This window comes from Nisaea denitrificans DSM 18348 (assembly GCF_000426505.1).
Taxonomy (GTDB): Bacteria; Pseudomonadota; Alphaproteobacteria; order Thalassobaculales; family Thalassobaculaceae; genus Nisaea; species Nisaea denitrificans.
Genome location: NZ_AUFM01000015.1, coordinates 109,813 through 135,063 on the forward strand (window position 1 = coordinate 109,813; position 25,251 = coordinate 135,063).

The window sequence follows — 25,251 nt, forward strand, 5'->3', positions numbered from 1 at the left end:
CGGATTTCGAGCGATGCCTCAATGGCCGGAGAGCCGGGGCCTCGCTCGAAATCACATGGCTTTGCCGGCGTCGCTTAGCCCTGCAGCGCCTTTTCCCAGATCGTCTTGCGCCACGGTGTCACGATCACCGCTTCGAACACACCATTCAGGGCGAACGGATCGTTCCTGGCGAAGTCTTCCGCCACGGCGCGGTCCTCGGTGTCGAGGATCAGCAGGCTGCCGTCCATGGTCTCGTCCGGCCCGCCCGTGGTGGCGCCGCCGGCCATGATCAGGTCCATCTTGGACTTCAGGTACTCGACATGGGCCGGGCGGTGTTCGACGCGCTTGTCGAGGGCGCCGGGCTTGTCCCGGGCGATGATGGCGTAAGGCATGTGATGCTCCCTTGTGCGTGTGTGTTGGCGGCTTTGTGTGTTGGCGGCGGCTGATTATTCCCCGCCGTTGCCGTTCTTTGCCTGTTCCAGGCGGAACGGGTGGGCCGGATAGGTGCCGAGGATCTTGACCGCGCCTTTCGGGCAGAAGAACTGCAATTCCTCCAGCGCCAGCTTCAGCGATGTCTCTTCGGGATGGCCCTCGGCATCGACATAGAACTGCGCCGCCGAGAAATGCCCTCCGACGAGATAGGATTCCAGCTTGGTCAGGTTGATGCCGTTGGTGGCGAAGCCGCCGAGCGCCTTGTAGAGCGCGGCGGGCACACTGCGCACCCGGAAGATGATGGTGGTCACGCACGGACCGTTCCCGGCCGGCGGCACGACGCCCTCGCGGGCCATGAGCAGGAAGCGGGTGGTGTTGTGCTCCGCGTCCTCCACGCCCTCGCGCAGGATCTCCAGACCGTAGATCTCGGCCGCCAGCTTCGGGCCGATGGCGGCGATGGTCTTGTCCCCCAACTCGGCGATGGAGCGGGCGGCGCCGGCGGTGTCGGAATGCTGCACCGGACGGGCGCCGAGTTCGGCCATCAGTTTGCGGGACTGGGCCAGCGCGTGGACGTGGGAGCGGATCTCCTTCACGTCCGAGATTTTCGTGCCCGGCACGCCGAGCAGCATGGCGTTGATGCGCTGGTAATGCTCGCCGATGATATAGAGGCCGGATTCCGGCAGCAGGTGATGGATGTCGGCGACACGGCCGGCGACGGAATTCTCCACCGGCACCATGGCGCACAGCGCGTCCCCATTCTTCACCGCGTCCAGCATGTCCTCAAAGCTCGGGCAGGGCAGCGGCTCCAGGTCGGGACGGACGGCCTGACAGGCCATGTGGGAGTTGGCGCCTAGTTCGCCCTGGAAGGCGATTTTCTGCTTTTGCTCGGACACGGGTCGGGAACTTTCGGGTTCAGGATTTTGCAAGAATTCTGCGGGCTTTTTCCAAGTCCGCCGGAGTATCGACACCGAGCGGAACCGTGTCAACGCGGGCCACGTCGATCCGCATGCCGGCTTCCAGCGGCCGCAGCTGCTCCAGCTTCTCGCGCAGCTCCAGCGCCGACGGCGGCAGTTTGACGAACCGCTCCAGCGCGGCCCGGCGATAGGCATAGAGCCCGATGAAGTGGAACAGCGGGCCCGGGCCATGAGGCACCGTGGCGCGGCTGAAATACAGCGCCCGGCCCCGGCTGCCATCCGCCTCCCAGGCGACGACAGGCTTGGTCACGCTCGGATTGGTGATGTCGTCCTCGTCCACGATAAGCGCCGCCGGCGCGCCGATATCGACCTCGGCCCGGTCCAGCACGGCGAGCGCGCCACGCGGCACGGCGGGATCGAGCACCGGCAGGTCGCCCTGGATATTGACGATGGCGTCGTGTTTTGCGTCGGGGTCGAGCTTTGTCAGCGCCTCCCAGATCCGGTCGGAGCCGGAGGGATGGCCCGGGTCTGTCAGCACCGCCTCCCCGCCATGATCGCGGACGGCATCGGCGATCTCCTGCTCGGCGCAGGCTACGGCAACCCGGCCGAGATCCGCTTCCTCCGCCCGGCGCACCACATGCACGATCATCGGCAGGCCGCCGATATCGGCGAGCGGCTTGTTCGGCAGCCGCTCCGACTTCATCCGGGCGGGGATCAGGACAATAGGATTAGAGGGTGTCGCGTTCGCGGCCATGTCAGTCTCGCTCTTCGTCTTTCCGTTCCCCGCCGGACGCCCCATTCTGCCATTTCTTGCGGCGAAATGTCGCGCGGCCAGGGCGCTCTGTCCGCATGCCGGTAAATGTCCGGACTTGCGTCTTAGAGGGCGGAACCTTATAGGAAACTGTTAAAGGACTGTCGCCTGCCTAATTTGGCGAAACGGTTCGTATGTGAGATAGCTGGGCCGCGCGGAGCCTTTCCGGGCACCGATGCGGCGGGAAACAAAGGCGGGACGAGGTTCGGCATGTCATCTTCTCTGGAATTCAACAAGCTGGCCGCGGGCGTTCTGTGTGGCGGATTGCTTCTGATGGGCGTCGGCAAGTTCGCAGGCGTGCTGGTGCACCCCGAGCAGCTCGAAACCAATGCCTATACGGTCGAAGTCGCCGAAGGCGCCGCAACGGCCGCCGCGCCGACCGGACCCGCTCCGATCGAGCCGATCCTCGGCCTTCTCGCCAGCGCCGATGTGGCCAGCGGGCAGAAAATCGCGAAGAAGTGCGCGGCCTGCCACAGCTTCGACAAGGGCGGCCCGAACAAGGTTGGCCCGAACCTCTTCAATGTCGTGATGGCCGCCAAGGGTCATGTTGACGGCTTCGCCTATTCCGATGCGCTCCTGTCCTCTGGCGAGACCGACAACTGGACCTACACAGCGCTGAACCACTTCCTGCTGAAGCCGAAGGATTATGCGCCGGGCACGAAGATGAACTTCGCCGGCATCAAGAAGGCTTCCCAGCGCGCGGACCTCGTTGCCTATCTCCGCTCTCTCGCGGACAGCCCGGCAGCGCTGCCGTCGGCCGAGGAAATCCAGGCTGCGGACGACGCGTTCAAAGCCGCTGGCGGCTGATCGCCAACTGATTTCTGGATCAAGCCGGGCCCGGATGTGGCCCGGCTTTTTCATTTTGGGAGCAAGACTATGACCAGGCCCTCCACGACTGAGCTCGCCAGCTTCGCCGCCTCGCTCGCCGATGCCGCCCGCGGTGTCATCCGGCGCTATCACAATTTCGGCGTCAACATCGAAGCCAAGGCCGACGAGAGCCCGGTGACCGTGGCCGACCGTGGCGCGGAGCGGGTCATGCGCGCGCTGATCGAGGAACGCTTTCCGGAGCACGGCATCGCCGGCGAGGAATATGGCAAGGTCCGTGAGGATGCCGAATTCGTCTGGTCGCTCGATCCGATCGACGGCACCAAGGCCTTCATCACCGGCAGCCCGCGCTTCGGCACCCTGATCGGCCTGGTCGAAAACGGCAAACCGGTGCTTGGCGTGATCGACATGCCCGTGCTGGACGAGCGCTGGATCGGCGGCCGGGACTACATGGCCCGCATGAACGGCTCCCCGGTCGAGGTCCGCGCCTGCCCGCAGCTCTCCGACGCCATTCTCGCCGCCACCTCACCCGCCATGTTCGAGGGCACCGAAGAGATCTACGCCAAGCTCTGCGCCGGCACCCGCTATCAGGTCTATGGCGGCGACTGCCACAATTTCGCGACGCTTGCGGGCGGCCATGTCGATCTCTGCGTCGAGGCCGGTCTGCAGGATTACGACTTCCTCGCCGTGGTCCCGGTGATCGAGGCCGCAGGCGGCATCGTCACCGACTGGGAAGGCAACCGCCCCGCCCCGGGCTCCACCAACCGCATCTGCGCCGCCGGCGACAAGCGGGTCCACGAAGCCGCGCTGAAGATCCTGAACGGCTGACGCTGGTTTCTTTCCTTCTCTCTCTTCATCGTCATCCCGGCCGGAGAGCCGGGACCTAGTCCTTCATAGAGCACAGTCCGTCATCGCCTGGGTCCCGGCTCTCCGGCCGGGATGACGGCCTGCGAGTGGTGAGAGCGCCATGACCTGTCGGCGGATTGCTGTCCAGGCGTACCGCGGATAGCGCCTCTCCAGAGATCGCTTCAAGGAATTGACCCCCGGCCTATCAGAAGCGGGCCTGATTTAATCGACTGATCCGCGCATGTATTGCAGGGCGGCCCGTTCCCGGGAGATCGATTGAATGCTCGCTGATGTAAAACCATTTACTCTGTTGACATATGTCAACGAACCGCTCATATTCGGCGCATGTAATGAATAGGCCTCGCCACACGAGCAAGGAGGTCGAAGATGCAGTTCAGCACGCTGAATCAGAGGGATGGACCTGGCGACCCCAAGGTCATTGGGGGCGTCTGTACTGCCCGCACCATGACCGTAATGGATGCCAGGTTGGTGTAAATAGTACGCCCAAAAATTCCGGGAACCACGCCAGGCAGATCCTGCGAGCAATGGCTCGTTGTCCACACAAACACGGGGAGGCCGACAATGAAGACGTTTGAATTCAGCGTTATCGCATCCGGGCTGGACCCGCGTGCGGAGGGTTTTGAGGCCCGGTTTTATGACGGCGGATGTGACGATGCCCTGGTGTCGTTTCAGAAGGGGCACATCATTATCGACTTCGCACGGGAGGCGGAGACTTTCGAAGATGCGATTGCCTCGGCTCTGGAGAACGTCGCATCGACCGGCGCGCAGATCGACCGGCTTGAACCAGACCCGCTCGTCAGTCTGTCGGATATCGCAAAGCGCGCGGATATAACCCGCGCCGCCGTTTCCAACTATTACAGAGGTCAGCGCGGCCAGGCCTTTCCGGCACCGGTGGCCAGAATCACCTCGGACAGCCCCCTTTGGGAATGGTCCGTGGTTGCCCAATGGCTGGCATGCAACGGCAAACTCGCCCCTTCGATTGCTATCGAGGCGGAAATCGTCCGGCAGGCAAATCTCGCTGTTGCGCGTGGCGACATCCATATCGGACCGTTTCTCCGGCAACGCGCCCAAAAATACGAAAAGCAGCTTTGCGCCTAGAAGAACGCCCCCCGGAGCAGGCTGCCACCACCCCACCCCAAGATCGTCATCCCGGACCTGATCCGGGATCTCGGCATGACGCGCTGCGCTCTATGATCCATGGATCCGGCTCACTGAGAGGCTTGCGAATATGAGCGTACCGAAGAAAGAAGCGAACCTTCGCAATAAACTATCGCGCGGAAAATTTATCGCAGCCTCCATGCTGCAATTTCTATCGGCAATCGGGTGCCAGCAGATTTACATGTCAGCCGATGTCTGAACGATGTTGACGCTCGTAACCTCAAGCTCTTCGATCAGTTGGAGCGGCTTCTTGTCCTCATCATACTTAAGATGGAGGACCAACGTCACTTTAGCTTGAGTCCGATAATCTCCGACAATCACAACGGTCAATTCGTAGTCGCCAGATCGGTTGAACATCGTAACATTGCTGATCGTTTCAACAGAAGCGACTTCAGGCCGTCCTACACCCTTTAAGACGCAGATGAACTGACGCACGTATGGGTCAATAAAAACAGAGTCATGCATCATCGCTTCTTCGCGACTACCGCACCAACTTAGCTGCTGCGGATCGTGTAAGCACTCTTCCGGTTCATCTCCAAGAAGCTTAACGCTTGTCAAATACCCGACGCACTGAAACGGCCGCTTCGATATGTTGTCGCAAGCTAGCCGAACTTCGGTGATGTTCTCTCGGATGTCCATCCACGGGTGCCCACTGATTGATCTCTGGATGGAGCCCCGACGCTTTTCCACGATGCAGATTGACGAGTCCCAAGTGATCTTGAGTGTCGGCTTTAGAGACTCCTCTAAATCATCGATACGCTGCACTTTCTCCACGTCCCAATCACCCGGAACGCGCCACACCTCATAGAGGTACATGCAAAAGATGATGATCAGTGAGAGCCCCGCGATTCCGAGGCGGGAAGCGACCTCATCGAAAGCGGCATCAGGAGAACCAAACACAGCTAAGCCCCAAATGGCTCCGAAGGCGCTCAATAACGAAAGAACGGCGGCGCCCGGTGAATTCAACACACGACCCCACGCGCGTCGGAACGCTTCCTTGTGAACCCGTCTCCAGTATCCCGCCATCCACTAACTATAGCGTGAACACAAGCTTAGGTGCACCTGATACCTAATTCTGGTCCTACGAAGGGATGACGGCACTGGATTTTGGGGATGGCGAAAAAGCGCTCTCCGGCCCGGGTTGTGGGTCAGTTTGAAATTGATGGCAACAAAAGGGCAATGGCTTGAGCGGCTACAGCTACACCAGTCGCCAAGGCCGCCCTGCTATTCCAAACTGTTTGGACGCGCGCGGTCTCCAGGACATCGTAATCTTTGCCGTGTCCTGTATCGATAATTTGGAAGTCTTGTGATTCTGGATCTGGCGGCACCTTCACAATAGACGACCAGAACCACAGACCCGCTGCAGCCATGCCCGCTATGATCGAGGCCCAATTTAGAATGGCGATTGCAGCCATTGTCGCTCCGCTTCTTGCTTTCGCTCTTACGGGTCTCCAACCAACCCAACTTTAGATGCACCGTCGCATTGTGGTTGTAGATAGAGATTGCCGCGATCTTCGCGGGTAGCAATGTCCGCTATCACCTTAGGCAATTGATTCAGATCGCGCGGTCAATTTTAGTTTTTTCACATAAGCTGAATACAGCGTCCGTGGCACGACTATTACATAGCAGATCAAGACCGCTAGACTCCAACCGACCCACCCCGTCCGCCTTTGCTCCAGCCCGTCCCCGTGCTAGGACCGAATTCCTGCCTTTTGAACAGATTTCCGGAGAGTTCCATGCCCGCCGTTATGTTCCGGTCCACGAGCGATTCCGCGCCTGCCTGGGAAGAAATGCTGAAGCAGCGGATTCCGGGTCTCGACTTCCGGTCCTGGCCGGATATCGGCAATCCGGAGGATATCGAGTTCGTGCTCGCCTGGAAGATGCCTCCTGGCACGCTTGATGGCATGCCGAACGTGAAATGCATCTGTTCCCTCGGTCAGGGCGTGGACCATATTTTCGCCGATCCCAACCTGCCGAAAGACGCGCAGATCATGCGGCTGGTCGATCCCTGGATGTCCCAGGCGATGAGCGAGTGGGTGCTGCTGCATGTGCTGCGCTACCACCGTCAGGCGCCGGAATATGAGGAGCTGCGGAAGAGCAAGACCTGGAAATCCCTGCCGGCGCCGGATACGGCGAGCCGCAAGGTCGGCATTCTCGGCCTCGGCGCGCTCGGCGCGGATGCCGCCTCCAAGATCGCCGCGCTCGGTTTCGACACAGCCGGCTGGAGCCGGACGGAAAAGCAGATCGAGGGTGTGAAGAGCTATTATGGGGAGGACCAGCTTATGGACTTCCTGGCCCGGACCGAAATCCTCTGCTGCCTGCTGCCGCTGACCAAGGCGACCGAGGGCGTAATCAATGCGAAGACCCTGGCCGCGCTGCCCGAGGGTGCCTTCGTGATCAATTCAGGCCGCGGCGGTCATGTGGTCGAGGAGGATCTGCTGGCGGCACTGGACAGCGGCCATATCGCCCATGCCGCTCTTGACGTGTTCCGCACCGAGCCGCTGCCGCAGGACAGCCCGTTCTGGGAGCATCCGAAGGTCGATCTCTGGCCGCATGTCTCGGCCCAGACCAACCCGGTCAGCGCCGGAGATCAGGTCGCCGACGCGATCCGGAAAGTGTTCAGCGGCGAGACGCCGGACAATCTGGTCGATCCGAAAATTCAGTACTGAGTGGAATGTAGGAACAGGCGCCCGGCGTCAGTCGGCCGCGTCTGCCTCGAACCGGCTGCCGCGTGACGCGTCGACGACAAGGTCGCCGAACTCGGTCAGGAAGACCGAACCCTTCACGGTCCGCTGCACCAGCACGCTGCGCCGGTCCGCCTCGTCCGGGCGGCGGCGCACGAAGCCGTATTCGCCGAGACGGTCAAGCGCCCGGGTAATGGCCGGTTTCGAAACGTTCAAAGCGGCGGCGAGCCCGCGCACCGTGTGCGGCGGATTCTCGATATAGACGGTGAGCAGGACCGCCAGTTGCCGGGCGGTCAGGTCCGGCGTATCGCGCCGGACGCTTTCGACCAGGGCTTTGCGCCAAATGCCTAGGGCTTGTATCGAATCGACAGCCATATCCGGTACCAGCATAACCCTGTTTGTTACGAATTCGATTTGACAATACAGGGAGCAACCGCACCGCGCAACGAAAGATCGTTCGCGAAACGCGAATTTACTGTCAGCTAACCGTATTTACCGGCCGTTAACCATAACGTTTGCGCAACATTTTATAAAAAGCCCGTATACCCATGACTTCCCCGCCTTCCGGGCGGCCCGGCCGGGACTTCAGGTTCCAGGCCATCACGTCGACATGAGCCCATCGTGTCTCCGACGAAACGAAGTGCTCCAGGAAAAGCGCCGCCGTGATCGCGCCGCCATACCCGCCCGATCCGGTACTGGAAAGATCGGCGTTCGGCGACTTCAGCATCTCCCGATAAGGCTTGTGCAAGGGCAGCCGCCAGAGCGCGTCCCGCGTCTCCAGCCCGCCTTCGAGAAGATCGGCGGCAAGCGCGTCATCGTTACAGAAAAGCGCGGGCAGGTCGGTGCCCAGCGCGACCCGGGCAGCGCCGGTCAGGGTGGCGAAATCGAGAATCATCTCCGGCTTTTCACTGTCGGCTTCGGTCAGCGCGTCGGCCAGCACAAGGCGGCCTTCGGCATCCGTGTTGCCGACCTCGACGGTCAGTCCCTTGCGCGACGGCAGGATATCCATCGGCCGGAAGGCGTTGCCGGAGATCGCATTCTCCACCGCCGGGACCAGCACCCGGAGCCGCACCGGCAGCTCCGCGTCCATGACCAGTTTGGCGAGGCCCAATGCGTGCGCCGACCCGCCCATATCCTTCTTCATCATCAGCATGCCCGCAGCGGGCTTGATATCCAGACCGCCGCTGTCGAAGATCACGCCCTTGCCGACAATCGTCACCTTCGGATGGCTTTTCTTGCCCCATCGGATATCGATCAGCCGCGGCGCCCGGTCGGCGGCCCGGCCGACGGCGTGGATCATCGGGAAATTCTCGGCCAGAAGCGCCTCGCCCTCGATGATCTCGATCTTCGCCTTGTAGCTCTTGGCGAGATCGGACGCCGCGTCTGCAAGCTCTTCCGGGCCGAGATCGTTGGCCGGCCGGTTGATCAGGTCGCGGGCAAGCCCAGTCGCCTCGGCAAGGCGGCGCACCTCGTCCTGATCGGCGCCGTCGGGCCAGACCAGCTCGGCCTTGAAGACGGTCTTTTCCTTGAACGTGTCGAACCGGTAATGCGCCAGCGCCCAGCCGGTCGCCGCGCTTGTTGCCGCCTCGGGCGACAGCTCCGCCTCAAGGTAATAACGGCCCTTCGGTAGCACGGCCGGCAGCGGCGCCAGATCCCAGAGGCCACCTCCCGGCACCTCCTGCTCCTCCACACCGAACAGGACGCGCTCGAGCCCGCCATCGGCATCGGGCAGGAAGCAGGTCGCCCCCGGCGCTGCCGAAAACTCCGATTCGCCGATCCAACGCGCGGTGCGGGCGTCCGCTGCTTTCCGCCATGCCGGCAAGGTGGCGGCGCTGACCGGGGTCAGCGGAATGGATTTCGGGGTCGCTTTTCCAACGAAACGGAACGGCATCGGGGGGCTCCAGTAAAAGAGACGGTGCTTTTGTTCTAGCCTGCACGGCAGACCCGCTCAAGCGAAGCCGCCATGGATCGCCCCAGCTCGGCGCCCTGTTGCATGTCAGAGGTTGCGCAGCAGGCTCCAGCCGGTTCAAATGGCGGCAACAAAGCTCGGAGGAAAACCGTTATGGCGCCGTACAGCCTCATCATTGGAAACAAGAACTATTCGTCTTGGTCAATGCGGCCGTGGCTGATGATGACCGCGTGCGACATCCCGTTCGAGGAAACAGTGATCGCGCTCGACACGCCGAACACGCGTCAGGAAATCCTGCGGCATTCGCCGTCCGGCTTCGTTCCGGTCCTGAAAGACGGCGAGCTGACGGTCTGGGACAGCCTGTCTATCGGCGAGTATCTGGCCGAGAAGCATCCGGAAGCAGGGTTGTGGCCCGACGACCCGATCGCCCGCGCGCGGGCCCGGTCGGTTTCGGCCGAAATGCATTCCGGTTTCGGCGCCGTGCGCAAGAACATGCCGATGAATGTCCGCTCCAGCTTTCCGGGGCACGGACGGGCGCCCGGCGTGCAGGAAGACATCAACCGGATCTCGGCGATCTGGCGCAATCACCGGCGCCGGGTGACCGATCCCGCCGACGGCCCATTCCTGTTCGGCCACTTTACGATCGCGGACGCGATGTTCGCCCCGGTGGTCTCGCGCTTCCGCACCTATGGTGTCGAACTGGCGGATGAAGCCGCGGCCTATGCCGAGGCGGTCTGGGACTTTCCAGCCATGAAGGCCTGGGTGGAAGACGCCAGGAACGAGCCGATGGTGATCGACCGGCACGAATTGTAGGCCGCCTGGACTAGCCCGCCAGTCCGCGTTCCAGCCGGGGGTAATACAGCGCCATGGTCCCGGCCCTGACCAGCAGGAACAGGCAATAGGCGGCCCAGAGCCCGTGGTTGCCGTGAAGACTGGTCAGCGGATATGCCGCCGCGACGAAGACCGCGAGGGCGATCAGCATGCCGTTCCGCATCTCCGCCCCGCGCGTCGCCCCGATGAACATTCCGTCGAGCTGGAAGGACCAGACCGCGACAAGCGGTATCGCCGCCGCCCACGGCAGATAGTCACGGGCGACATCCCGCACTGCCTGGATGCTGGTCATCAGGTCGATGAAGAGAGAGCCCGCGGCGAAAAACAGCACCGTCATCAGGACGGCCAGAACGGCGGCGCCCTTGGTGGTGGCAATCACCGCCGCACGCAGTTGCACCCGCGACCGCCGTCCGATCGCCTCCCCCACCAGCGCCTCTGCGGCATGGGCATAACCGTCCAGGCCGTATCCCGCGACGCTTTTGAAGATAAGAAACACCGCATTGGCCGCCAGCACCGTGTCCCCGAGCTTCGCGCTCTCGTTCATGAAGAAGGCGGAGGCCGTCAGCACCGCCAGCGTGCGGATGAAGATATCCCGGTTCACCGACATCATCGCCTTCAGGCGCCGGACCGCGGCAAGTTCCCGGAGACGCGGCAGGCGGACATCGCGCGGCGCCAGGCGCCAGACCAGCACGGCACCGACCAGAAGTCCGATATACTGGGCAATCACCGTCGCCAGCGCGACGCCTTCGATGCCCCAGCCGAGCCCGAGCACGAAGATCAGGTTCAGCACCACATTCACAGAGTTGATGACGACCTGCTGGATCAGCCCGCCGCGCATCGCCTGCATGCCGAACAGCCAGCCGAGAACGGAGAAATTGCACAAGGCCGCCGGTGCGGCCCAGACACGGATCATGAAATAGGACCGCGCCGCCTCCTCGACCTGCTCGCTGCCGTCCAGGATGGAGAAGGCAAAGTCCGCCATCGGCACAGTCAGGGCGAGGCAAATGCCGCCGAATAACAGCGACAGCAGCAAGGCCCGGCCGAGACTGGCCAGAACCTCCGTCCCGTCCCCCGCGCCTTTCGCCTGAGCGACAAAGCCCGTGGTGCCCATGCGCAGGAAGCCGAAGCCCCAATAGATGTAATTGAACAAGAGGGTGCCGAGCGCCACGCCGCCGATATAGAAGGCGGCATCCAGATGGCCGACCACGGCCGTATCCACCGCACCGACCAGAGGCACCGTCAGATTTGACAGCACGACGGGCCAGGCGAGGTTCCAGACCCGGCGGTTGATGGTCGGCTGGAGGGACATGGTTCGTGCTGCCTTCGATTGCTCGGGGTGGCGGGGTGTAATCCGGCCTCGACCATAAAGACAAGCCTGTCCGGCCGATCCGAATAAAATCGAACGGCGACCCATCAGATCTGTGGAGGCGGCTTCACGCGGCCAGAGCCAGCAAGCCCGCAACAAGGATCAACGCGCCGCAGGCCAGCCGGAACAGGACAAGGGCCCGGCGGATATCGCCCATACCGGCATCCGCACCGCCCGCTCCCATCCAGGAGTCGTCGACAGTTTTGCCGCCATAGACGCGCGGCCCGGCAAGACGCAGCCCGAGCGCGCCCGCCATCGCCGCCTCCGGCCAGCCTGCATTGGGCGAGCGGTGCAGACGGGCATCCCGCAGGGTCGCCCGGACCGAGGAGCGGGCATCCGCACCGGGCGTCACAAATGCGGCCGTCCAGATCAGTAGGGCGGACAACCGGGCCGGGATCAGGTTCGCCAGATCGTCCAGCCGGGCGGATGCCCAGCCGAACATCAGATACCGCTCATTTTTGTGGCCGATCATGCTGTCGGCCGTGTTCAGCGCCTTGTAGGCAAGCAGTCCCGGCAGACCGCCGATCAGGTACCAGAAAGCCGGCGCCACCACGCCGTCGGAAAAATTCTCCGCCGCCGTCTCGATCGCAGCCCGGCTGACACCACCCTCGTCCAGTTGCTCCGGATCGCGCCCAACGATCATCGAAACCGCCCGGCGGGCGCCCGGCAAGCCATCTGTCTCGAAGGCGCGGGCCACTGCGGCGACATGATCGTACAGGCTTTTCTGCGCCAGGAAGACGGACGCTATCGCCGCTTCCAGCAGCCACCCGTAGCTCACGAATGAAACAAGGCGATGCAGCAGCCAGCCAATGAGCGCGGCGGCGGCAAGCAGCAATACGGCCAGCATGACACCGCCCCGGCGGCGGGCCGCATCGCCGGCCTCGGATCGGTTCCAGCGGGTCTCGCCCCAGCCGATCAGGTTGCCGAACAGGACTACCGGGTGCGGCAGCCTGTTCCACAGGGCAGGCGGATCGCCGATCACCGCGTCAAACACCAGCGCAAGGCAGAGAATGCCAGCCGTGCTCTGCAATGCCGCTTCGATCATATCTGCCCGTTCCCGCCGGTTTTCAGGTTCACGCCGACTGACACCATTTCAGGCGCCGTTTCCAGAGAATTCTATCGGTGCAAATGTCTTGGAGCGCATCCGGGCTGTGCGCTCTGGAGACAAAAAAAGTGGCCCGGTCATGACGACCGGGCCATTTCGATTCAAGTGAGTTCTCACAAGGAGAATCGGCTAAGGGACTCACCACATACGACTCTACGCCTTCCGATTTTAATTTACAATACGTAAACACATATCGTTTAATTAGTTAAATCGTCTCCTCATTTACGTTTGAAAGGTTTGCTGATGGGACGGCGTTATTTCACACGCAGACGGCACGCTATAAAGGCCAGCCGTCTCTGGGTCAGGAGCACGACGTGGATTGCCGCGCCGTGCCTTATGTCATGGCTGGCTTACAAAGCTGTCACGCATGGTACGCTGGATCTTGCCGCGGTCGTCGTGATTGCCGTTTTGGCCGCTATTTATCTGGTTTCGGTGCTGCGCGTGCGTGGGTTGTCCGGAGAATGGACCTTTTTCTGAGACGGCCGCCCTTTGGGCCAACTGCCCCGTCAGCTTCCCTTTACCTGAACCGGAAGTCCGGCAACGACCAGGGTCACCCTGTCTGCGATCGCCGCAATGCGCTGGTTGAGACGCCCCGCATGATCGCGGAAGGCGCGGGCGAGTTTGTTCTCCGGCACGATGCCGAACCCGACCTCATTGGCGACCAACACCACTTCGCCTGATGACGCGCTGACGGCCGCACAAAGCCGCTCAATCTCCGCATCGATATCCGCGTCGCCAAGAAGATGGTTCGTCAGCCACAGGGTCAGGCAATCGACGAGCAGAACCCGGCCGGGCACGGCTTCCCGCCGCAAAACCGCCGCCAAGTCTTTTGGCTCCTCAATCGTCTGCCAGCCGTCTGCCGCACGGTCCGCCCGATGCTGCGCAATGCGGGCCTTCATCTCGTCATCATGCGCTTCGGCTGTCGCAACATAGATCCGGGCGCCTTCACGCGCCTTGCACAAGCTCTCGGCATAACGGCTCTTGCCGGAACGGGCGCCGCCCAGTACCAAGGTCACCAATCCGCTGCTCTGCGTCATTCCGGCTGTTCCTCATTCGGCTGTCCCGCACGCACGGAGCAGAGTACACTTCGGCAAGCCCTGGTCATACCCGGGCAGGTCGGCAAACAGGAGCAAGATATGCCACAAGACGATCTCACCATGAGCGCACAGCTGCTTCTGGAATCTGTCGAAGAAGAAAACGCCGACTTGCATGAAGCCTGGGAACAGCTTGAGCGCATTCTCAACACCATGCGCGCCGAAGGCCTGCAGCCTCCGGAAGACCTTCTGAAGCTGGAAGAACGCATGAAAGCCGATTTCGCGGCGGCCAGCAAAAACGCCTGACGCGGAAGACCGGTCCGGTCGCTAGCGCACCATCCCCGAGGCCCTGGCCCGGGGATCGCCGACGGCGGCGGCCGTACCGTCATCATTCACCGCAACCGCCTGCACCGAGGCCAGCATCGGATCCCGGCCCGGGCTCAGCTTGAGCTGCAGTTTGCGCGCCTCGGCAATGCCGGCGACGGTCTCCCCAAGCTCGGCATCCGCCAGAAGCGTTTCGGTTTCCGCATGTAGCCGGGCGCGGCCAACCGCATCCGGCAAGCTGTCGCCGAGCACCAGGCTGTTGAACAACACCTGCATGATCGATGTCGGAATCCGGGTCGAGCCGGAAGCGCCGATGGCCATGCGCACCTTGCCATCCCGGAACATCAGGCTCGGCATCATGCTGGAGACAGGGCGCTTGCCGCCGACCACCTCGTTCGGGTTTCCAGGCCACGGGCTGAACAGCATCATCTGGTTGTTCAGCAGGATACCGGTCCCGGGCAGCACAACGCCTGAATGGTTGTTGTTGGAATAGGTGATGCAGGCCGCATTGCCGTCCTTGTCGATCACGGCGAGGCTTGTGGTCTCGCTCGACTCACCGGAGGCAACCTTCACGAACGCCGGGTCGCCATAACCGGCGGCCCGCTTCCGGAACATCTCCAGCATCGCACCCGCCAACAGGTCGTAATGCGCGCCGTCCGTGACGCTCTCGCCCTCCAGCGCCGCCAGTCCGGCGAACACCAGCCCGCCCGATGACGGCGGCGGCATGGTCGCGACGTCATGCCCCTTGAACCGTGCAGTCGCAGGCGCCCGCCAGATCGCCTCGTAACTTTCCAGATCGGCGCGGCTGAGGAAACCGTCATGGGCCTCCATTTCCGCCAGCAACCGGTCCGCGAGGGCGCCTTTGTAGAAACAGTCCGGCCCGTCTTTCGCGATCATCCGGAGGGACTGGCCATATTCCGGGTTGGCCATCTCTTCCCCTGCCCGGTAGAGGCTGCCATCGGGCTTCAGCAACAGTTTGCGCGTTGCTCCGGTAAGGCTCAGCAGAGCTTCCGTGCGGGCCATGCGCAGGGCTGCCTTGTGCCCGACCTTGAAACCGCCTTCCGCCAGCCTGATCGCCGGCTCCAGCACATCGGCCATCGCCAGCTTGCCGAATTTCGCCTGCGCCTCGCCAAGCCCGCGCACCGAGCCCGGGACCGCAACCGAGCGATGGCCGCGCTCATTCTCGCGGCCCTTCACCCGGACGATATAAGCGTTGTCGGTATCCACTGAGGGATAGAGATCGTACCGCGCCGTCATCGGAGCCACACCGAGGAAGTCGACGGACTCGGTCTTTCCGCTGGCGGCATCGTGCAGGATCATGAAGCCGCCGGCGCCGATGCCGGAATCAAGCGGCTCCACCGTGCCCATGACATAAGCCGCGGCAATCGCCGCATCGATAGCATTACCTCCAGCCTCAAGGACATCGAGCGCGGCCCGCGTTGCATCGGCATTGCCGCACGCCGCCGCACCTGCTTTTGGCGTGCCCTGTTGCCATGTCGTGATGCTCGGTTCCCGCTCGGCCATGTCGTCCTCTGGATGCGTAATCTTGGAAGCGCGCGAGTGTGATCTATTCCGGCGCGCCCTGCACTCGAATATTGCGGTATGCAGAATATACGTTCCAGCATTGATCGCACAGCTCGCCGACAATCGTGCAAGCACCGGCTCTTGCCCGCCATCCGCCACCGGTCTATGTCGGAGCGTGGCCCCGTGCCGTTCCGTTATCCGCGCCGAGAAAGAGATATCCCGTGTCGAAGACCCATCGCCTGCTCCTGACCCAGCCGAAAGGCAGCCCGCGCTACGAGATGCTGAAGAACAATCTGGAGACGGATTGGGAAATCGAAACCTGGTCGAAGGATGACGGCGAGGACGCCTTCCGCGAGCGGATTGCAGATGTAGAGGTGCTGGTCGGCGGCGGCGTGCCGGATCTGCCGCAGGGCATTCCGCTGAAGCTGTTCCAGATCCCCTTCACCGGTTACGACTGGACCGGTCCGGAGAAGATCCCGGCGGGCACAGTGGTCTGCAATACCTTCGAGCACGAGACCACGATCGCCGAACATGTCCTCGCCGGCATGCTGGAATTCCAGACCGGCCTGATGCGCGAGACCCATCCGATGATGAAGGAGAAATCCTTCAACGGCCGGGACATCTCGAAGGGCCCGATGCATCGCGAGATGCGGGGCGCGACCGTCGGTATCGTCGGCTACGGTCATATCGGCCGTGAAGTTGCCAAGCGCTGCAAGGCTTTCGACATGCGTGTGATGGCGCTGTCCCGCACCAAGCGCGACGAGCCGGAGTTAGTCGACTGGTACGGCACCCTCGACGACATGGACACATTGCTGGCGGAAAGCGATTTCGTCATCGTCACGGCACCGCTGAACGACGACACCCGCAGCATGATCGACCGCGAAGCCTTCGGCAAAATGAAGTCCGACGCGGTGATCTGCAATGTCGGGCGCGGGGCGGTGGTCGACGAGGCCGCGCTATACGAAGCGCTGTCGAGCAAGCAGATCCGGGGCGGCATCATCGATGTCTGGTACACCTACCCGTCGAAGAAAGACCCCAATCCCTGGCCGTCCAAGTTCCCGTTCCAGAAGCTCGACAACATCATCATGTCGCCCCACAACTCGGCCTGGAGCAACGAGATGGCCAACCGCCGCTGGTCCTTCGTCGCCGCCAATCTCGACCGCTTCGCCCGTGGCGAGGAGCTGCAGAACTTCTGCTTCGAGGGCACCCGCCAGGGCTGAGTGGTAAAGGATGCCTGATCGCATCCCCCTACTCCGTTACCTAACACACCGCCGTCACCCCGGCGGAGGCCGGGACCCAGTGATCATGGAGCACGGACCGCCATCCCCTGGGTCCCGTTTTTCAACGGGATGACAAAAAAGGGCGGGGTGACAAATGGGGAAATCGGGATCTCGATGCGGCCGCGGCAAGCCATGGTCTTGAGCAAAACACGTTAGCCGAGAACGCTACAGCAAGCCGGTTAATGCCGCGACAAGTACAGCGGTGAGCGTGGCCCGGGTTGAGGCATGCCGTTCGACAACAATGACCCGGCGGGTCGTAACGGGGTCTCCGAACGGCAAGACCCGGATTCCCTCACGTCTCTCCGGATCAAGCGCATAGGCAGGCACCACTGCGACGCCGAGCCCGCCGGACACCATTTCGATGATCGGCTCGATCGCATCCAGCTCCATCGCCTCATCCACGGCCAGCGCGCGGTCGCGTAAGGCATGCTCGATGATCCGGCCGACGCCGGTGCGCCGGTTGAAACGGATGAAGGGATGACGTGTCAGCAATTCGGCATCCGTCACGCCAGACAGCCCCGACGGCGCAATCACAGAAAGCGGCTCCTCAAAAATCAGATGGCCTTTCAGCTCCGGGGGCAATCGATCCGGCGCGGTCAGGATGGCCGCATCCAGCTCCCCATGCGCAACCCGTCCCAGCAGGCCGGCGGAAAGGCCGCTTTCGATCCGCACCCGCAGATCCGGATATTGCTCATGCAGGCTTGTGAGTGCGCCGGGAAGAATGCCGGTACTGGCGGTCTGGATCACGCCGAGCCGGAGCGTGCCTGCGACATGCCCGTCCGGCTGCACAGACTGTTTCAGGTCCTCGTACTGGGTCAGAATCGCCCGCGCCTTCGGGATCAGCGCGGTGCCCCGGTCGTTCAGCACCGGCGGGCGGCGGGACCGGTCGAACAGATCCGCGCCGAGTTCCTGCTCAAGAGCGCGCATCTGCATGCTGACGGCGGACTGGGCAACCCCGAGCCGGTCGGCGGCAGCGGCGAAACTGCCCCGGGAGGCGACTTCGAGAAAGATCTGCAGGCGGCGAAGAGACATTGGCTTTTCTTCACTATTTCTGAATTTAAGTATCAGAAATATGCGCTTGCCTGAAGTTATTCCCAACCGCACACTTCACGGACCTGTGAGAGGCGCGTGAGATCCGCGCTCCGCAAAAACAAGAACGCCTGCGTGAGGAAGCCGCCCATGTTTTTCGACCTGACCCCGGAGCAGAAAGACCTGCAGGCCCGCGCCCGCGCCCTTGCGGCGGATGTGATCGCCCCGCGCGCCGCAGAGGTGGACCGCAGCGAGCAGTACCCCTGGGACAACATAAAGGCGCTGACCGACGCCGGTTTCATGGGCATGACCGTGCCGAAGGAATATGGCGGGCCGGGCCGCTCCTATCTCGATACCGTGCTGGTGATCGAGGAGATGGCGGCAGCCTGCGGTGTCACCGGCCGCATCGTGGTCGAGGGCAATATGGGCGCGATCTCGGCCATCATGACCTACGGCACCGAGACCCAGAAGAAGCTCGGCGCCGAACATGTCTTGTCCGGCGACAAGCTGGCCATCTGCATCACCGAGCCCGATGCGGGCAGCGCCGCGACGCTGATGACCACCCGGGCCGACAAGCGCGGCGATACCTATGTGCTGAATGGCAAGAAGCACTGGATCACCGGCGGCGGGGTTTCCCGCCTGCACCTGATCTTCGCCCGCGTCTTCGACGAGGACGGCACCGAGCTTGGCATCGGCGGCTTCCTCGCCGACAAGGATAAAGCGGACGGACTTGTCATCGGCACCCGCGAGCCGACCATGGGCCTGCGCGGCATTCCGGAAACCGAAGTGATGTTCGAGGATCTGGAAATCCCGGCCTCGATGGCGTTGTTGCCGCCGAGCGGCTTCAAGCGCGGTTTCGCCGATCTGATGAGCGCCTATAACGCACAGCGCGTCGGCGCCGGAACCGTGGGCATGGGCATCGCCGCTGGAGCCTACCGGCACGCCCTTGCCTTCGCCGGGGAACGCGAGCAGTTCGGCCGCCCGATCGCTGAATTCCAGGGCCTGCAATGGATGCTGGCGGACATGTCCGTGCAGCTCGAAGCCGCCCGCTCGCTGATCTACCGGGCGGCGGCCAGCGCCGAAGGCCCGAGCGCCCCGTTCCCGGATGCGACGCTCGCGGCGCAGGCCAAGATCATGGCGTCCGAGATGGCCATCAAGGTGACCACGGACGCCCTGCAGGTGTTCGGCGCGCGCGGCTATTCCCGGAACTATCCGATGGAACGGATGCAGCGGGACGCCCGCATGTTCACGATTGGCGGAGGCACCGCGCAGATCTTGCGCACCGTCGTTGCCTCCCGCATCCTTGAGCGGAAATTGCCGCAGACCCGCGACGGCCACCAGCGGCTCGCCGAAAAACAGGCCGCCATGCGCCTCGCCGCCGAATAGTCTCTTCAGACTGGCCCCGTCAGACAGGAACAGCCCCATGCGTATTGCCGATGTGATTGCCCGCCGCCTGTACGAGGCGGGGGTCCGCTATGCCTTTGGCGTGCCGGGGGGCGAGGTGCTGACCCTTGTGGATGCGCTGGAGAAAGCGGGCATCCGCTTCCTGCTGGCCAAGCATGAGAATGCCGCCGGGTTCATGGCTGAAGGCGTCTGGCACATGACCGGTGCGCCGGGCGTGCTGGTCTGCACCGTCGGTCCGGGCGCCGCGAACGCGGTCAACGTCACCGCCAATGCGGAGCAGGACCGGGTGCCTCTGATCGTGCTGACCGGCTGCGTCGATGCGGGTGAAGCCGTCACCTACAATCATCAGGTCTTCGACCACACGGCGGTTTTCGGGCCGGTCTGCAAGGCCAGCGTCACCATGCCCGAAAAGAACGCGGACGCGCTGATCGACAAGCTGGTGCGCCTCGCCATGGCGGACCGGCCGGGCCCGGTGCATATCGATCTGCCCATCGCCGTCGCGGCGAAAGAGGTCGCAGACGCCAAACCGGTAAGACGCCCCGCACCGCAGCTCTCGGCCCCCGCGCCGGGAGATGCGCTGGATGCCGCCCGCGCCGCACTGGCAAAGGCCGAACGGCCGCTGATCGTCGCCGGGCTGGATGTGGTCAATCAGGATGCCGCCGACACACTTGCGGATTTCGCCCGGAAATTCGGCGCCCCGGTGATCGCCAGCTACAAGGCGAAAGGCGTACTGGCGGAAGACGACCCGCTATCCCTCGGCGGTGCCGGCCTCTCGCCGCTCGCCGACACGCATCTGAAACCGGTGATCGAGGCGGCGGATTTCATCCTCCTCGCGGGTTATGACCCGATCGAGATGCGCCCCGGCTGGCAGAACCTGTGGGATCCGGCGGAGAAGACAATCGTCGAGCTGCTGGCCGCGCCGGAATACTCCTACATGCATGACGCCACGATAACCTTCCACGCCCATGTCGGCGAAAGCCTGAAGGCCCTCGCGAACGGGGTCGAGCCGCGTGCCACCTGGCCCGGAAGCCTGATCGCGGACACACGGTCGGCGCTCGCAGGCGCCTTCGGCCAGAACGAGGCTTGGGGCCCGGCAGCCATCACCACCACCGTCCGCGCCAACACCCCGCGCGACGCGGTGCTGACCGTCGATAGCGGCGCCCACCGCATTCTCGCCAGCCAGATCTGGGAAGCGCAGGCACCGCACACAGTGCTGCAATCCACCGGCCTCTGCACCATGGGCTGCGCCCTGCCCCTCGCCACCGGCGCCAAACTCGCCGCGCCCGACCGGGCCGTGGTGGCCTTTACCGGCGACGGCGGCTTGGAAATGGTGCTGGGAGAGCTGGTGACACTGCGCGACCTGAAGCTACCGGTGATCGTCGTCGTCTTCGTCGACGCCTCGCTGGCGCTGATCGAGAAGAAGCAGCGGGAAATGAGCTACGGCAATGCCGGGGTCGATATGCAGGAGACGGATTTCGTCGCCATCGCCGAAGCGCTCGGCGGGATTGGCATCTGGTGCGAAGACCGGGAAACGCTGGCCTCCGCAATCAGAACGGGCCTCGCCACCGACACCTTCACCCTCTGCGCCTGCCGCATCGACCGGCAAAGCTACGACGGCCGGATTTAAGTCCACAACGTCATCCCGGCCGGAGAGCCGGGACCTGGCAGATCATAGGGCGGAGTCCGTCTGCATAAGATCCCGGATCAGGTCCGGGATGACGGAAGAGACCTCAGCCCCTCACCCGCACTTCGAATAGCCGCAAGAGGTGCACAGGTCGCAGCCTTCCTGCTTCATCAGGGAGACGGAGCCGCAGGTCGGGCATTGGGCCGGGATCGGGCCGCCGGCGATCGGGCCGTCATTGACGACCTTTTTCTTGCCGCCGAAATCCATTTCCAGCGTGTCCGGGTCTTTCAGGAAGCCAATATCCTGCAGGTGCTGCTCGATCACGCCGCCGATGGCCGCGAGCAGGGAAGGCACGTATTTGCCGCCCATCCAGCAGCCGCCACGCGGATCGAACACCGCTTTCAGCTCCTCGACCACGAAGGAGACGTCGCCGCCGCGCCGGAAGACCGCGCTGATCATCCGGGTGAGCGCCACGGTCCAGGCGTAATGCTCCATGTTCTTGGAATTGATGAAGACCTCGAACGGGCGGCGGTGGCCGGTCTGCATCACGTCGTTGATGGTGATGTAGATGGCGTGATCGCTCTCCGGCCACTTGATCTTGTAGGTCTTGCCCGGCAGCTCCTCCGGCCGGCCCAGCGGCTCGGTCATATAGACAACATCGGGGTTCGCCGCGGGGTCTGTCGTGACCGGGGCGGTTGCCGCTTCCTGATTTGTGTTGGCGGGCGTGTTGGCCGGCGCCGGAGCCGCCTCTTCCTTCTTCTCGTCCGAGACACTCAGCACCGAGCCGGTGATCTCGTTCGGGCGGTAGGTCGTGCAGCCCTTGCAGCCCTGCTCGTAGGCCGAGAGATAGACGTCCTTGAAATCCTCAAAGGAAATATCGACCGGCACGTTGATGGTCTTGGAGATCGAGCTGTCGATATATTTCTGCACAGCAGCCTGCATCGCCACGTGATCCTGCGGCGTCAGCGTCTGGACACTGACGAAGGCATCCGTCAGCTCCGCGTCGTCGCCCTTCAGGTGCTTGTACATCCGGTAGGCATAATCCGAGACTTCCTCGGTCTTGCGGCTGCCGTCCGGCATCAGCACGGTGCGGTTATAGGCATAGCTGAAGACCGGCTCGAGGCCCGAGGACACATTGTCGGCGACCAGCGAGATAGTGCCGGTCGGCGCGATGGAGGTCAGCAGCGCGTTGCGGATGCCGTGCTCCCGGATCAGATCCTGCACGTCCTGGTCCAGCTCTTTCACCGATTCGCTGGCCAGATACTTGTCCGCGTCGAACAGCGGGAACGCGCCCTTCTCCTTCGCCAGATCGACCGAGGCGAGATAGGAGTGACGGCGCAGCGCGGCCATCCATTTCTCCGTCATCGCCACCGCTTCCGGTGAGCCATAACGCAGACCGCAGAAGATCAGGGCGTCGGCCAGGCCCGTAACACCGAGACCGATGCGGCGCTTGGCCTGTGCCTCGTGCGCCTGTTCCGGCAGCGGGAATTTCGAGGTGTCGACCACATTGTCCATCATCCGGACGGCGAGCGGCACCACGCGGGCCAGCTCGTCCAGATCCAGCTCCGCATTCTCTTCGAACGGGTTCTTCACGAAGCGGGCGAGGTTGATGGAGCCGAGCAGGCAGGCGCCATAGGGCGGCAGCGGCTGCTCGCCGCACGGGTTGGTGGCGGCGATGGTCTCACAATAATGCAGGTTGTTCCGCTTGTTGATGCGGTCGATGAAGATCACGCCCGGCTCGGCATAGGCATAGGTCGCGGCCATGATCTTGTCCCAGAGATCGCGCGCCTGCACGGTCTTGAAGACGGTGCCGTCGAAGACGAGATCCCACGGGTCGTCCTGCTTCACCGCTTCCATGAATGGATCGGTGGCGAGAACGGAGAGATTGAACATGCGCAGCCGGGCCGGGTCCCGCTTCGCCTCGATGAAGGCTTCCACGTCCGGATGGTCGCAGCGCAGCGTCGCCATCATGGCGCCGCGGCGGGAGCCCGCGCTCATGATGGTGCGGCACATGGCGTCCCAGACATCCATGAAGGAGAGCGGACCGGACGCGTCCGCCGCCACCCCGTGCACCCGCGCGCCGCGCGGCCGGATGGTGGAGAAATCGTAGCCGATGCCGCCGCCCTGCTGCATCGTCAGGGCCGCTTCCTTCAGGCCCTCGAAGATCCCGGCCATGTTGTCCGGAACCGTTCCCATGACGAAACAGTTGAACAAAGTGACCTGACGGCCGGTGCCGGCGCCGGCGAAAATCCGGCCGGCGGGCAGATAGCGGAAATCGGCGAGCGCGGTATAGAACTTCTCCGCCCAGGCTTCCTGATCGGTCTCGACCTCGGCGAGAGCGCGCGCGACGCGCTGCCAGCTCTCCTCGATGGTGCGGTCGACAGGCTCGCCGTCTGCGGTCTTCAGGCGGTACTTCATGTCCCAAATCTGCTGGGAAACCGGGGCGATTGAAGTCATTCCGGGCTCGTCCGTTCTATCTCGTCAAACACTATATATAGCCGCGCGCTATCGGGAGGACGCTATATATATGCACCTTGGTCGCGTGTCTATCCTGTCACGCCGAAAGAGCAGCATAACACGAGAACCCTCATCCGGGCATCATCGATGCCAGCGTCACCCGCAGCCAGGCAGCCTGGTACTTGACGTATTCCGACAGAATCAGAAAGCGCGACTGCGGCGATTTCCACCATTCGGCAAGGCCCGGATCGGCCGGGCGCACCGGATACTCGCTGATCTCGATATCCGGCATCGCTGCCCGAAACTCGATTCGCGAGCGGGCCATATGGTAATTCGAGGTGACGAGGATCATCGAGCGATAGCCGCCCGCCTTCATCCAGCCAGCCGCCTCCTCCGCATTGCCGATGGTATCGTGGGCCCCGTATCCGAGCGCCACACAGCAGGCCATCGTCTCCGCTTCGACGGCAACGCCGCTCTCCGCCATGGCGGCGCGGAATTCGGATGGGCTGACGATATCGTTGACCCCGGTGACCAGTAACTCCTTCGCATGCCCTTCAAGCAACAGGGAGACCGCAACGGGAATTCTCCGGCTCCCGCCTGTCAGCACGACGATGGCATCCGCCTCCGGTGCGGCACGCGGTGCATCCGACGGCATGGCGGCAAGGAACCAGAAGAAGCCGCCGACCCAGAGGCCGCCGGCCACAACGGCCACGCTCAGGATGCCGACAAGCCACCCCCTGAGCGGACCCGCCTTCCAGTTCCGGCCGTCCTGCCGGCTCTCGGTGCTCACGGGTTCATCTTTCGGAGCGCGCCCAGCACGGAAAGCCGCGCGGCGATCCAGGCGACAAAGGCGACCAGCACCGGCGCGGACGCGATCAATATCCATTCGACGATGCCGGCAGGCAGCCCGCCGAGCAGGGTCGGGATCAGGTTTGCGCTATCCACCGCCTCCGGCTCCAGCGCGGCGGCGACACCGGCCAGCGTCGCAACGGCAAGAAAGCCGCCGACCAGACCGCCGCGCAGTGCCATCTTCAGGACGTGGGCCTGAAATTCGGAGGCAATATAGCCGTCGCGGGCGCCGATCAGGTGCAGGATCGAGATGACTTCGCGATGGATCGAGACCGAGGTGCGGACGGCGAAGATCACGGCGACCACTGATGCCCCAATTACCAGCGCCAGCACCGTCAGGCCAAGCGCCTCGACCGCCCGGGTCAGCTTCGCCACATGGCTCATCCACTGGGTATGGGCCTCGACCATGGCGCCGGGAAAGAGTTCGCCGAGCCGGGCCTCGAACTGTTTCAGATCGACCTCCGGCGGGGCGGCGAAATGCAGATCGAACAGGCGCGGCAGGGGCAAGTCGGCAGCGAGTTCGGCACCGAGCCACGGCGCCAGCAGCTCGACACTGCGGGAGGTATCGACCCGGACCAGCCGCAGGATCCCGGGGAGCTGCCGCATCATCCGTTCGGCCTGACTCAGTCGCGGCGCATCGCTGCCCTCGGTGACCGCGGCCGGGATCTGTACCGTGACCACGCTGCCGAGGGCGAAATCCCAGCGTGCGGCGAGCTGATGCGAGATCACCGCGCCGACCGAGGCGAGCACGGCGAAATAACACATGATGCCGAGCAGCCAGGGCAGGTAGCGGGCGGATGGATCGTGCGACAGCGGAATGTCGCCGCGGGGAATAAGAGCCATGC

25 protein-coding genes are annotated in these 25,251 nt (G+C 63.3%); 10 read left to right on the plus strand and 15 right to left on the minus strand.

Translation table 11 applies throughout. The annotated features are described in order from the left end of the window. Nucleotides 1-74: 74 nt before the first annotated feature. From K328_RS0110935 to K328_RS0110945, 3 genes are read right to left on the minus strand one after another with little or no spacing between them, the layout of a single operon-like run. Nucleotides 75-371: a YciI family protein gene (locus K328_RS0110935; protein ID WP_028466014.1), complete on the minus strand. Its 297-nt coding sequence runs from the start codon at nucleotides 369-371 to the stop codon at nucleotides 75-77. A 54-nt stretch (nucleotides 372-425) separates the two neighbouring features. Continuing rightward, a complete protein-coding gene (locus K328_RS0110940; protein WP_028466015.1) occupies nucleotides 426-1,304 on the minus strand; it encodes a prephenate dehydratase in 879 nt (292 codons plus the stop codon). 19 nt (nucleotides 1,305-1,323) lie between these two features. Continuing rightward, nucleotides 1,324-2,079, minus strand: a complete 756-nt coding sequence (locus tag K328_RS0110945) for a 3-deoxy-manno-octulosonate cytidylyltransferase (protein ID WP_028466016.1) — start codon at nucleotides 2,077-2,079, stop codon at nucleotides 1,324-1,326. Nucleotides 2,080-2,346: 267 nt separating this feature from the next. Between K328_RS0110945 and K328_RS0110950 the strand changes: the two genes are divergently transcribed. The 4 genes from K328_RS0110950 (at nucleotide 2,347) to K328_RS27160 (ending at nucleotide 5,185) form a co-directional block, all read left to right on the plus strand. Beyond that, nucleotides 2,347-2,943 carry a c-type cytochrome gene (locus K328_RS0110950; RefSeq protein ID WP_028466017.1) on the plus strand — a complete coding sequence of 199 codons (597 nt, stop codon included), beginning with the start codon at nucleotides 2,347-2,349 and terminating at the stop codon, nucleotides 2,941-2,943. Between the two features lie 69 nt (nucleotides 2,944-3,012). After that, a complete protein-coding gene (locus tag K328_RS0110955; protein WP_028466018.1) occupies nucleotides 3,013-3,789 on the plus strand; it encodes an inositol monophosphatase family protein in 777 nt (258 codons plus the stop codon). 600 nt (nucleotides 3,790-4,389) lie between these two features. Then, on the plus strand, nucleotides 4,390-4,926 hold the full coding sequence (locus K328_RS23555; RefSeq protein WP_036553883.1) for a hypothetical protein: 537 nt from the start codon (nucleotides 4,390-4,392) through the stop codon (nucleotides 4,924-4,926). Nucleotides 4,927-5,029: 103 nt separating this feature from the next. Further along, nucleotides 5,030-5,185 carry a DUF6471 domain-containing protein gene (locus K328_RS27160; RefSeq protein ID WP_425411517.1) on the plus strand — a complete coding sequence of 52 codons (156 nt, stop codon included), beginning with the start codon at nucleotides 5,030-5,032 and terminating at the stop codon, nucleotides 5,183-5,185. Here K328_RS27160 and K328_RS0110970 read toward each other — a convergent pair. Next, entirely contained in the window at nucleotides 5,164-5,952 is a 789-nt protein-coding gene (locus tag K328_RS0110970) for a hypothetical protein (RefSeq protein ID WP_156901277.1), read from the minus strand. The genes K328_RS27160 and K328_RS0110970 overlap by 22 nt on opposite strands. A gap of 182 nt (nucleotides 5,953-6,134) precedes the next feature. After that, nucleotides 6,135-6,401, minus strand: coding sequence for a hypothetical protein (locus K328_RS0110975; protein WP_028466020.1), 267 nt, complete (start codon nucleotides 6,399-6,401; stop codon nucleotides 6,135-6,137). A gap of 321 nt (nucleotides 6,402-6,722) precedes the next feature. Between K328_RS0110975 and K328_RS0110980 the strand changes: the two genes are divergently transcribed. Beyond that, nucleotides 6,723-7,655: a 2-hydroxyacid dehydrogenase gene (locus tag K328_RS0110980; protein ID WP_028466021.1), complete on the plus strand. Its 933-nt coding sequence runs from the start codon at nucleotides 6,723-6,725 to the stop codon at nucleotides 7,653-7,655. Between the two features lie 27 nt (nucleotides 7,656-7,682). Here K328_RS0110980 and K328_RS0110985 read toward each other — a convergent pair whose 3' ends face one another. Both K328_RS0110985 and K328_RS0110990 read right to left on the minus strand, forming a co-directional pair. Further along, a complete protein-coding gene (locus K328_RS0110985; RefSeq protein ID WP_028466022.1) occupies nucleotides 7,683-8,045 on the minus strand; it encodes a MarR family transcriptional regulator in 363 nt (120 codons plus the stop codon). 127 nt (nucleotides 8,046-8,172) lie between these two features. Then, nucleotides 8,173-9,561 (minus strand): leucyl aminopeptidase family protein, encoded by a 1,389-nt coding sequence (locus tag K328_RS0110990; protein ID WP_028466023.1) that lies wholly within the window; start codon nucleotides 9,559-9,561, stop codon nucleotides 8,173-8,175. A 171-nt stretch (nucleotides 9,562-9,732) separates the two neighbouring features. On the opposite strand from K328_RS0110990, the gene K328_RS0110995 reads away from it, so the two are divergent. Continuing rightward, nucleotides 9,733-10,392 carry a glutathione S-transferase family protein gene (locus K328_RS0110995; RefSeq protein ID WP_028466024.1) on the plus strand — a complete coding sequence of 220 codons (660 nt, stop codon included), beginning with the start codon at nucleotides 9,733-9,735 and terminating at the stop codon, nucleotides 10,390-10,392. Nucleotides 10,393-10,402: 10 nt separating this feature from the next. Here K328_RS0110995 and K328_RS0111000 read toward each other — a convergent pair whose 3' ends face one another. The 3 genes from K328_RS0111000 to cobU all read right to left on the minus strand — a co-directional run bounded on the left by K328_RS0111000 (nucleotide 10,403) and on the right by cobU (nucleotide 13,918). Further along, nucleotides 10,403-11,719 carry an MATE family efflux transporter gene (locus K328_RS0111000; protein ID WP_036553886.1) on the minus strand — a complete coding sequence of 439 codons (1,317 nt, stop codon included), beginning with the start codon at nucleotides 11,717-11,719 and terminating at the stop codon, nucleotides 10,403-10,405. Nucleotides 11,720-11,843: 124 nt separating this feature from the next. Then, complete coding sequence (cbiB, locus tag K328_RS0111005) at nucleotides 11,844-12,821, minus strand: adenosylcobinamide-phosphate synthase CbiB (RefSeq protein ID WP_051284795.1); 978 nt, start codon at nucleotides 12,819-12,821, stop codon at nucleotides 11,844-11,846. A gap of 566 nt (nucleotides 12,822-13,387) precedes the next feature. Then, a complete protein-coding gene (gene cobU / locus K328_RS0111015; protein WP_028466027.1) occupies nucleotides 13,388-13,918 on the minus strand; it encodes a bifunctional adenosylcobinamide kinase/adenosylcobinamide-phosphate guanylyltransferase in 531 nt (176 codons plus the stop codon). Between the two features lie 99 nt (nucleotides 13,919-14,017). Between cobU and K328_RS0111020 the strand changes: the two genes are divergently transcribed. Then, nucleotides 14,018-14,221: a hypothetical protein gene (locus K328_RS0111020; protein WP_028466028.1), complete on the plus strand. Its 204-nt coding sequence runs from the start codon at nucleotides 14,018-14,020 to the stop codon at nucleotides 14,219-14,221. Between the two features lie 21 nt (nucleotides 14,222-14,242). On the opposite strand, the gene K328_RS0111025 is transcribed toward K328_RS0111020, so the two are convergent. Continuing rightward, nucleotides 14,243-15,763: a gamma-glutamyltransferase family protein gene (locus K328_RS0111025; protein ID WP_028466029.1), complete on the minus strand. Its 1,521-nt coding sequence runs from the start codon at nucleotides 15,761-15,763 to the stop codon at nucleotides 14,243-14,245. Between the two features lie 221 nt (nucleotides 15,764-15,984). Here K328_RS0111025 and K328_RS23565 point away from each other — a divergent pair, with 221 nt between their 5' ends. Next, nucleotides 15,985-16,983 carry a 2-hydroxyacid dehydrogenase gene (locus K328_RS23565; RefSeq protein ID WP_051284796.1) on the plus strand — a complete coding sequence of 333 codons (999 nt, stop codon included), beginning with the start codon at nucleotides 15,985-15,987 and terminating at the stop codon, nucleotides 16,981-16,983. A 225-nt stretch (nucleotides 16,984-17,208) separates the two neighbouring features. On the opposite strand, the gene K328_RS0111035 is transcribed toward K328_RS23565, so the two are convergent. Next, nucleotides 17,209-18,075 carry a LysR substrate-binding domain-containing protein gene (locus K328_RS0111035; RefSeq protein WP_028466030.1) on the minus strand — a complete coding sequence of 289 codons (867 nt, stop codon included), beginning with the start codon at nucleotides 18,073-18,075 and terminating at the stop codon, nucleotides 17,209-17,211. Between the two features lie 147 nt (nucleotides 18,076-18,222). Here K328_RS0111035 and acdA point away from each other — a divergent pair, with 147 nt between their 5' ends. Beyond that, the gene (gene acdA, locus K328_RS23570; protein ID WP_036553894.1) at nucleotides 18,223-19,458 is read left to right on the plus strand and encodes a 3-sulfinopropanoyl-CoA desulfinase; all 1,236 of its coding nucleotides are present in this window, start codon (nucleotides 18,223-18,225) and stop codon (nucleotides 19,456-19,458) included. A 37-nt stretch (nucleotides 19,459-19,495) separates the two neighbouring features. Further along, entirely contained in the window at nucleotides 19,496-21,103 is a 1,608-nt protein-coding gene (locus K328_RS0111045) for a thiamine pyrophosphate-binding protein (RefSeq protein WP_028466031.1), read from the plus strand. A gap of 111 nt (nucleotides 21,104-21,214) precedes the next feature. On the opposite strand, the gene K328_RS0111050 is transcribed toward K328_RS0111045, so the two are convergent. The 3 genes from K328_RS0111050 to K328_RS0111060 form a co-directional block, all read right to left on the minus strand. Then, nucleotides 21,215-23,557 carry an adenosylcobalamin-dependent ribonucleoside-diphosphate reductase gene (locus K328_RS0111050; protein WP_028466032.1) on the minus strand — a complete coding sequence of 781 codons (2,343 nt, stop codon included), beginning with the start codon at nucleotides 23,555-23,557 and terminating at the stop codon, nucleotides 21,215-21,217. A gap of 130 nt (nucleotides 23,558-23,687) precedes the next feature. Next, nucleotides 23,688-24,347: a YdcF family protein gene (locus tag K328_RS0111055; protein ID WP_036553896.1), complete on the minus strand. Its 660-nt coding sequence runs from the start codon at nucleotides 24,345-24,347 to the stop codon at nucleotides 23,688-23,690. Further along, complete coding sequence (locus K328_RS0111060; RefSeq protein ID WP_028466034.1) at nucleotides 24,344-25,249, minus strand: cell division protein FtsX; 906 nt, start codon at nucleotides 25,247-25,249, stop codon at nucleotides 24,344-24,346. The genes K328_RS0111055 and K328_RS0111060 overlap by 4 nt, the downstream gene beginning before the upstream one ends. Nucleotides 25,250-25,251 lie beyond the last annotated feature (2 nt).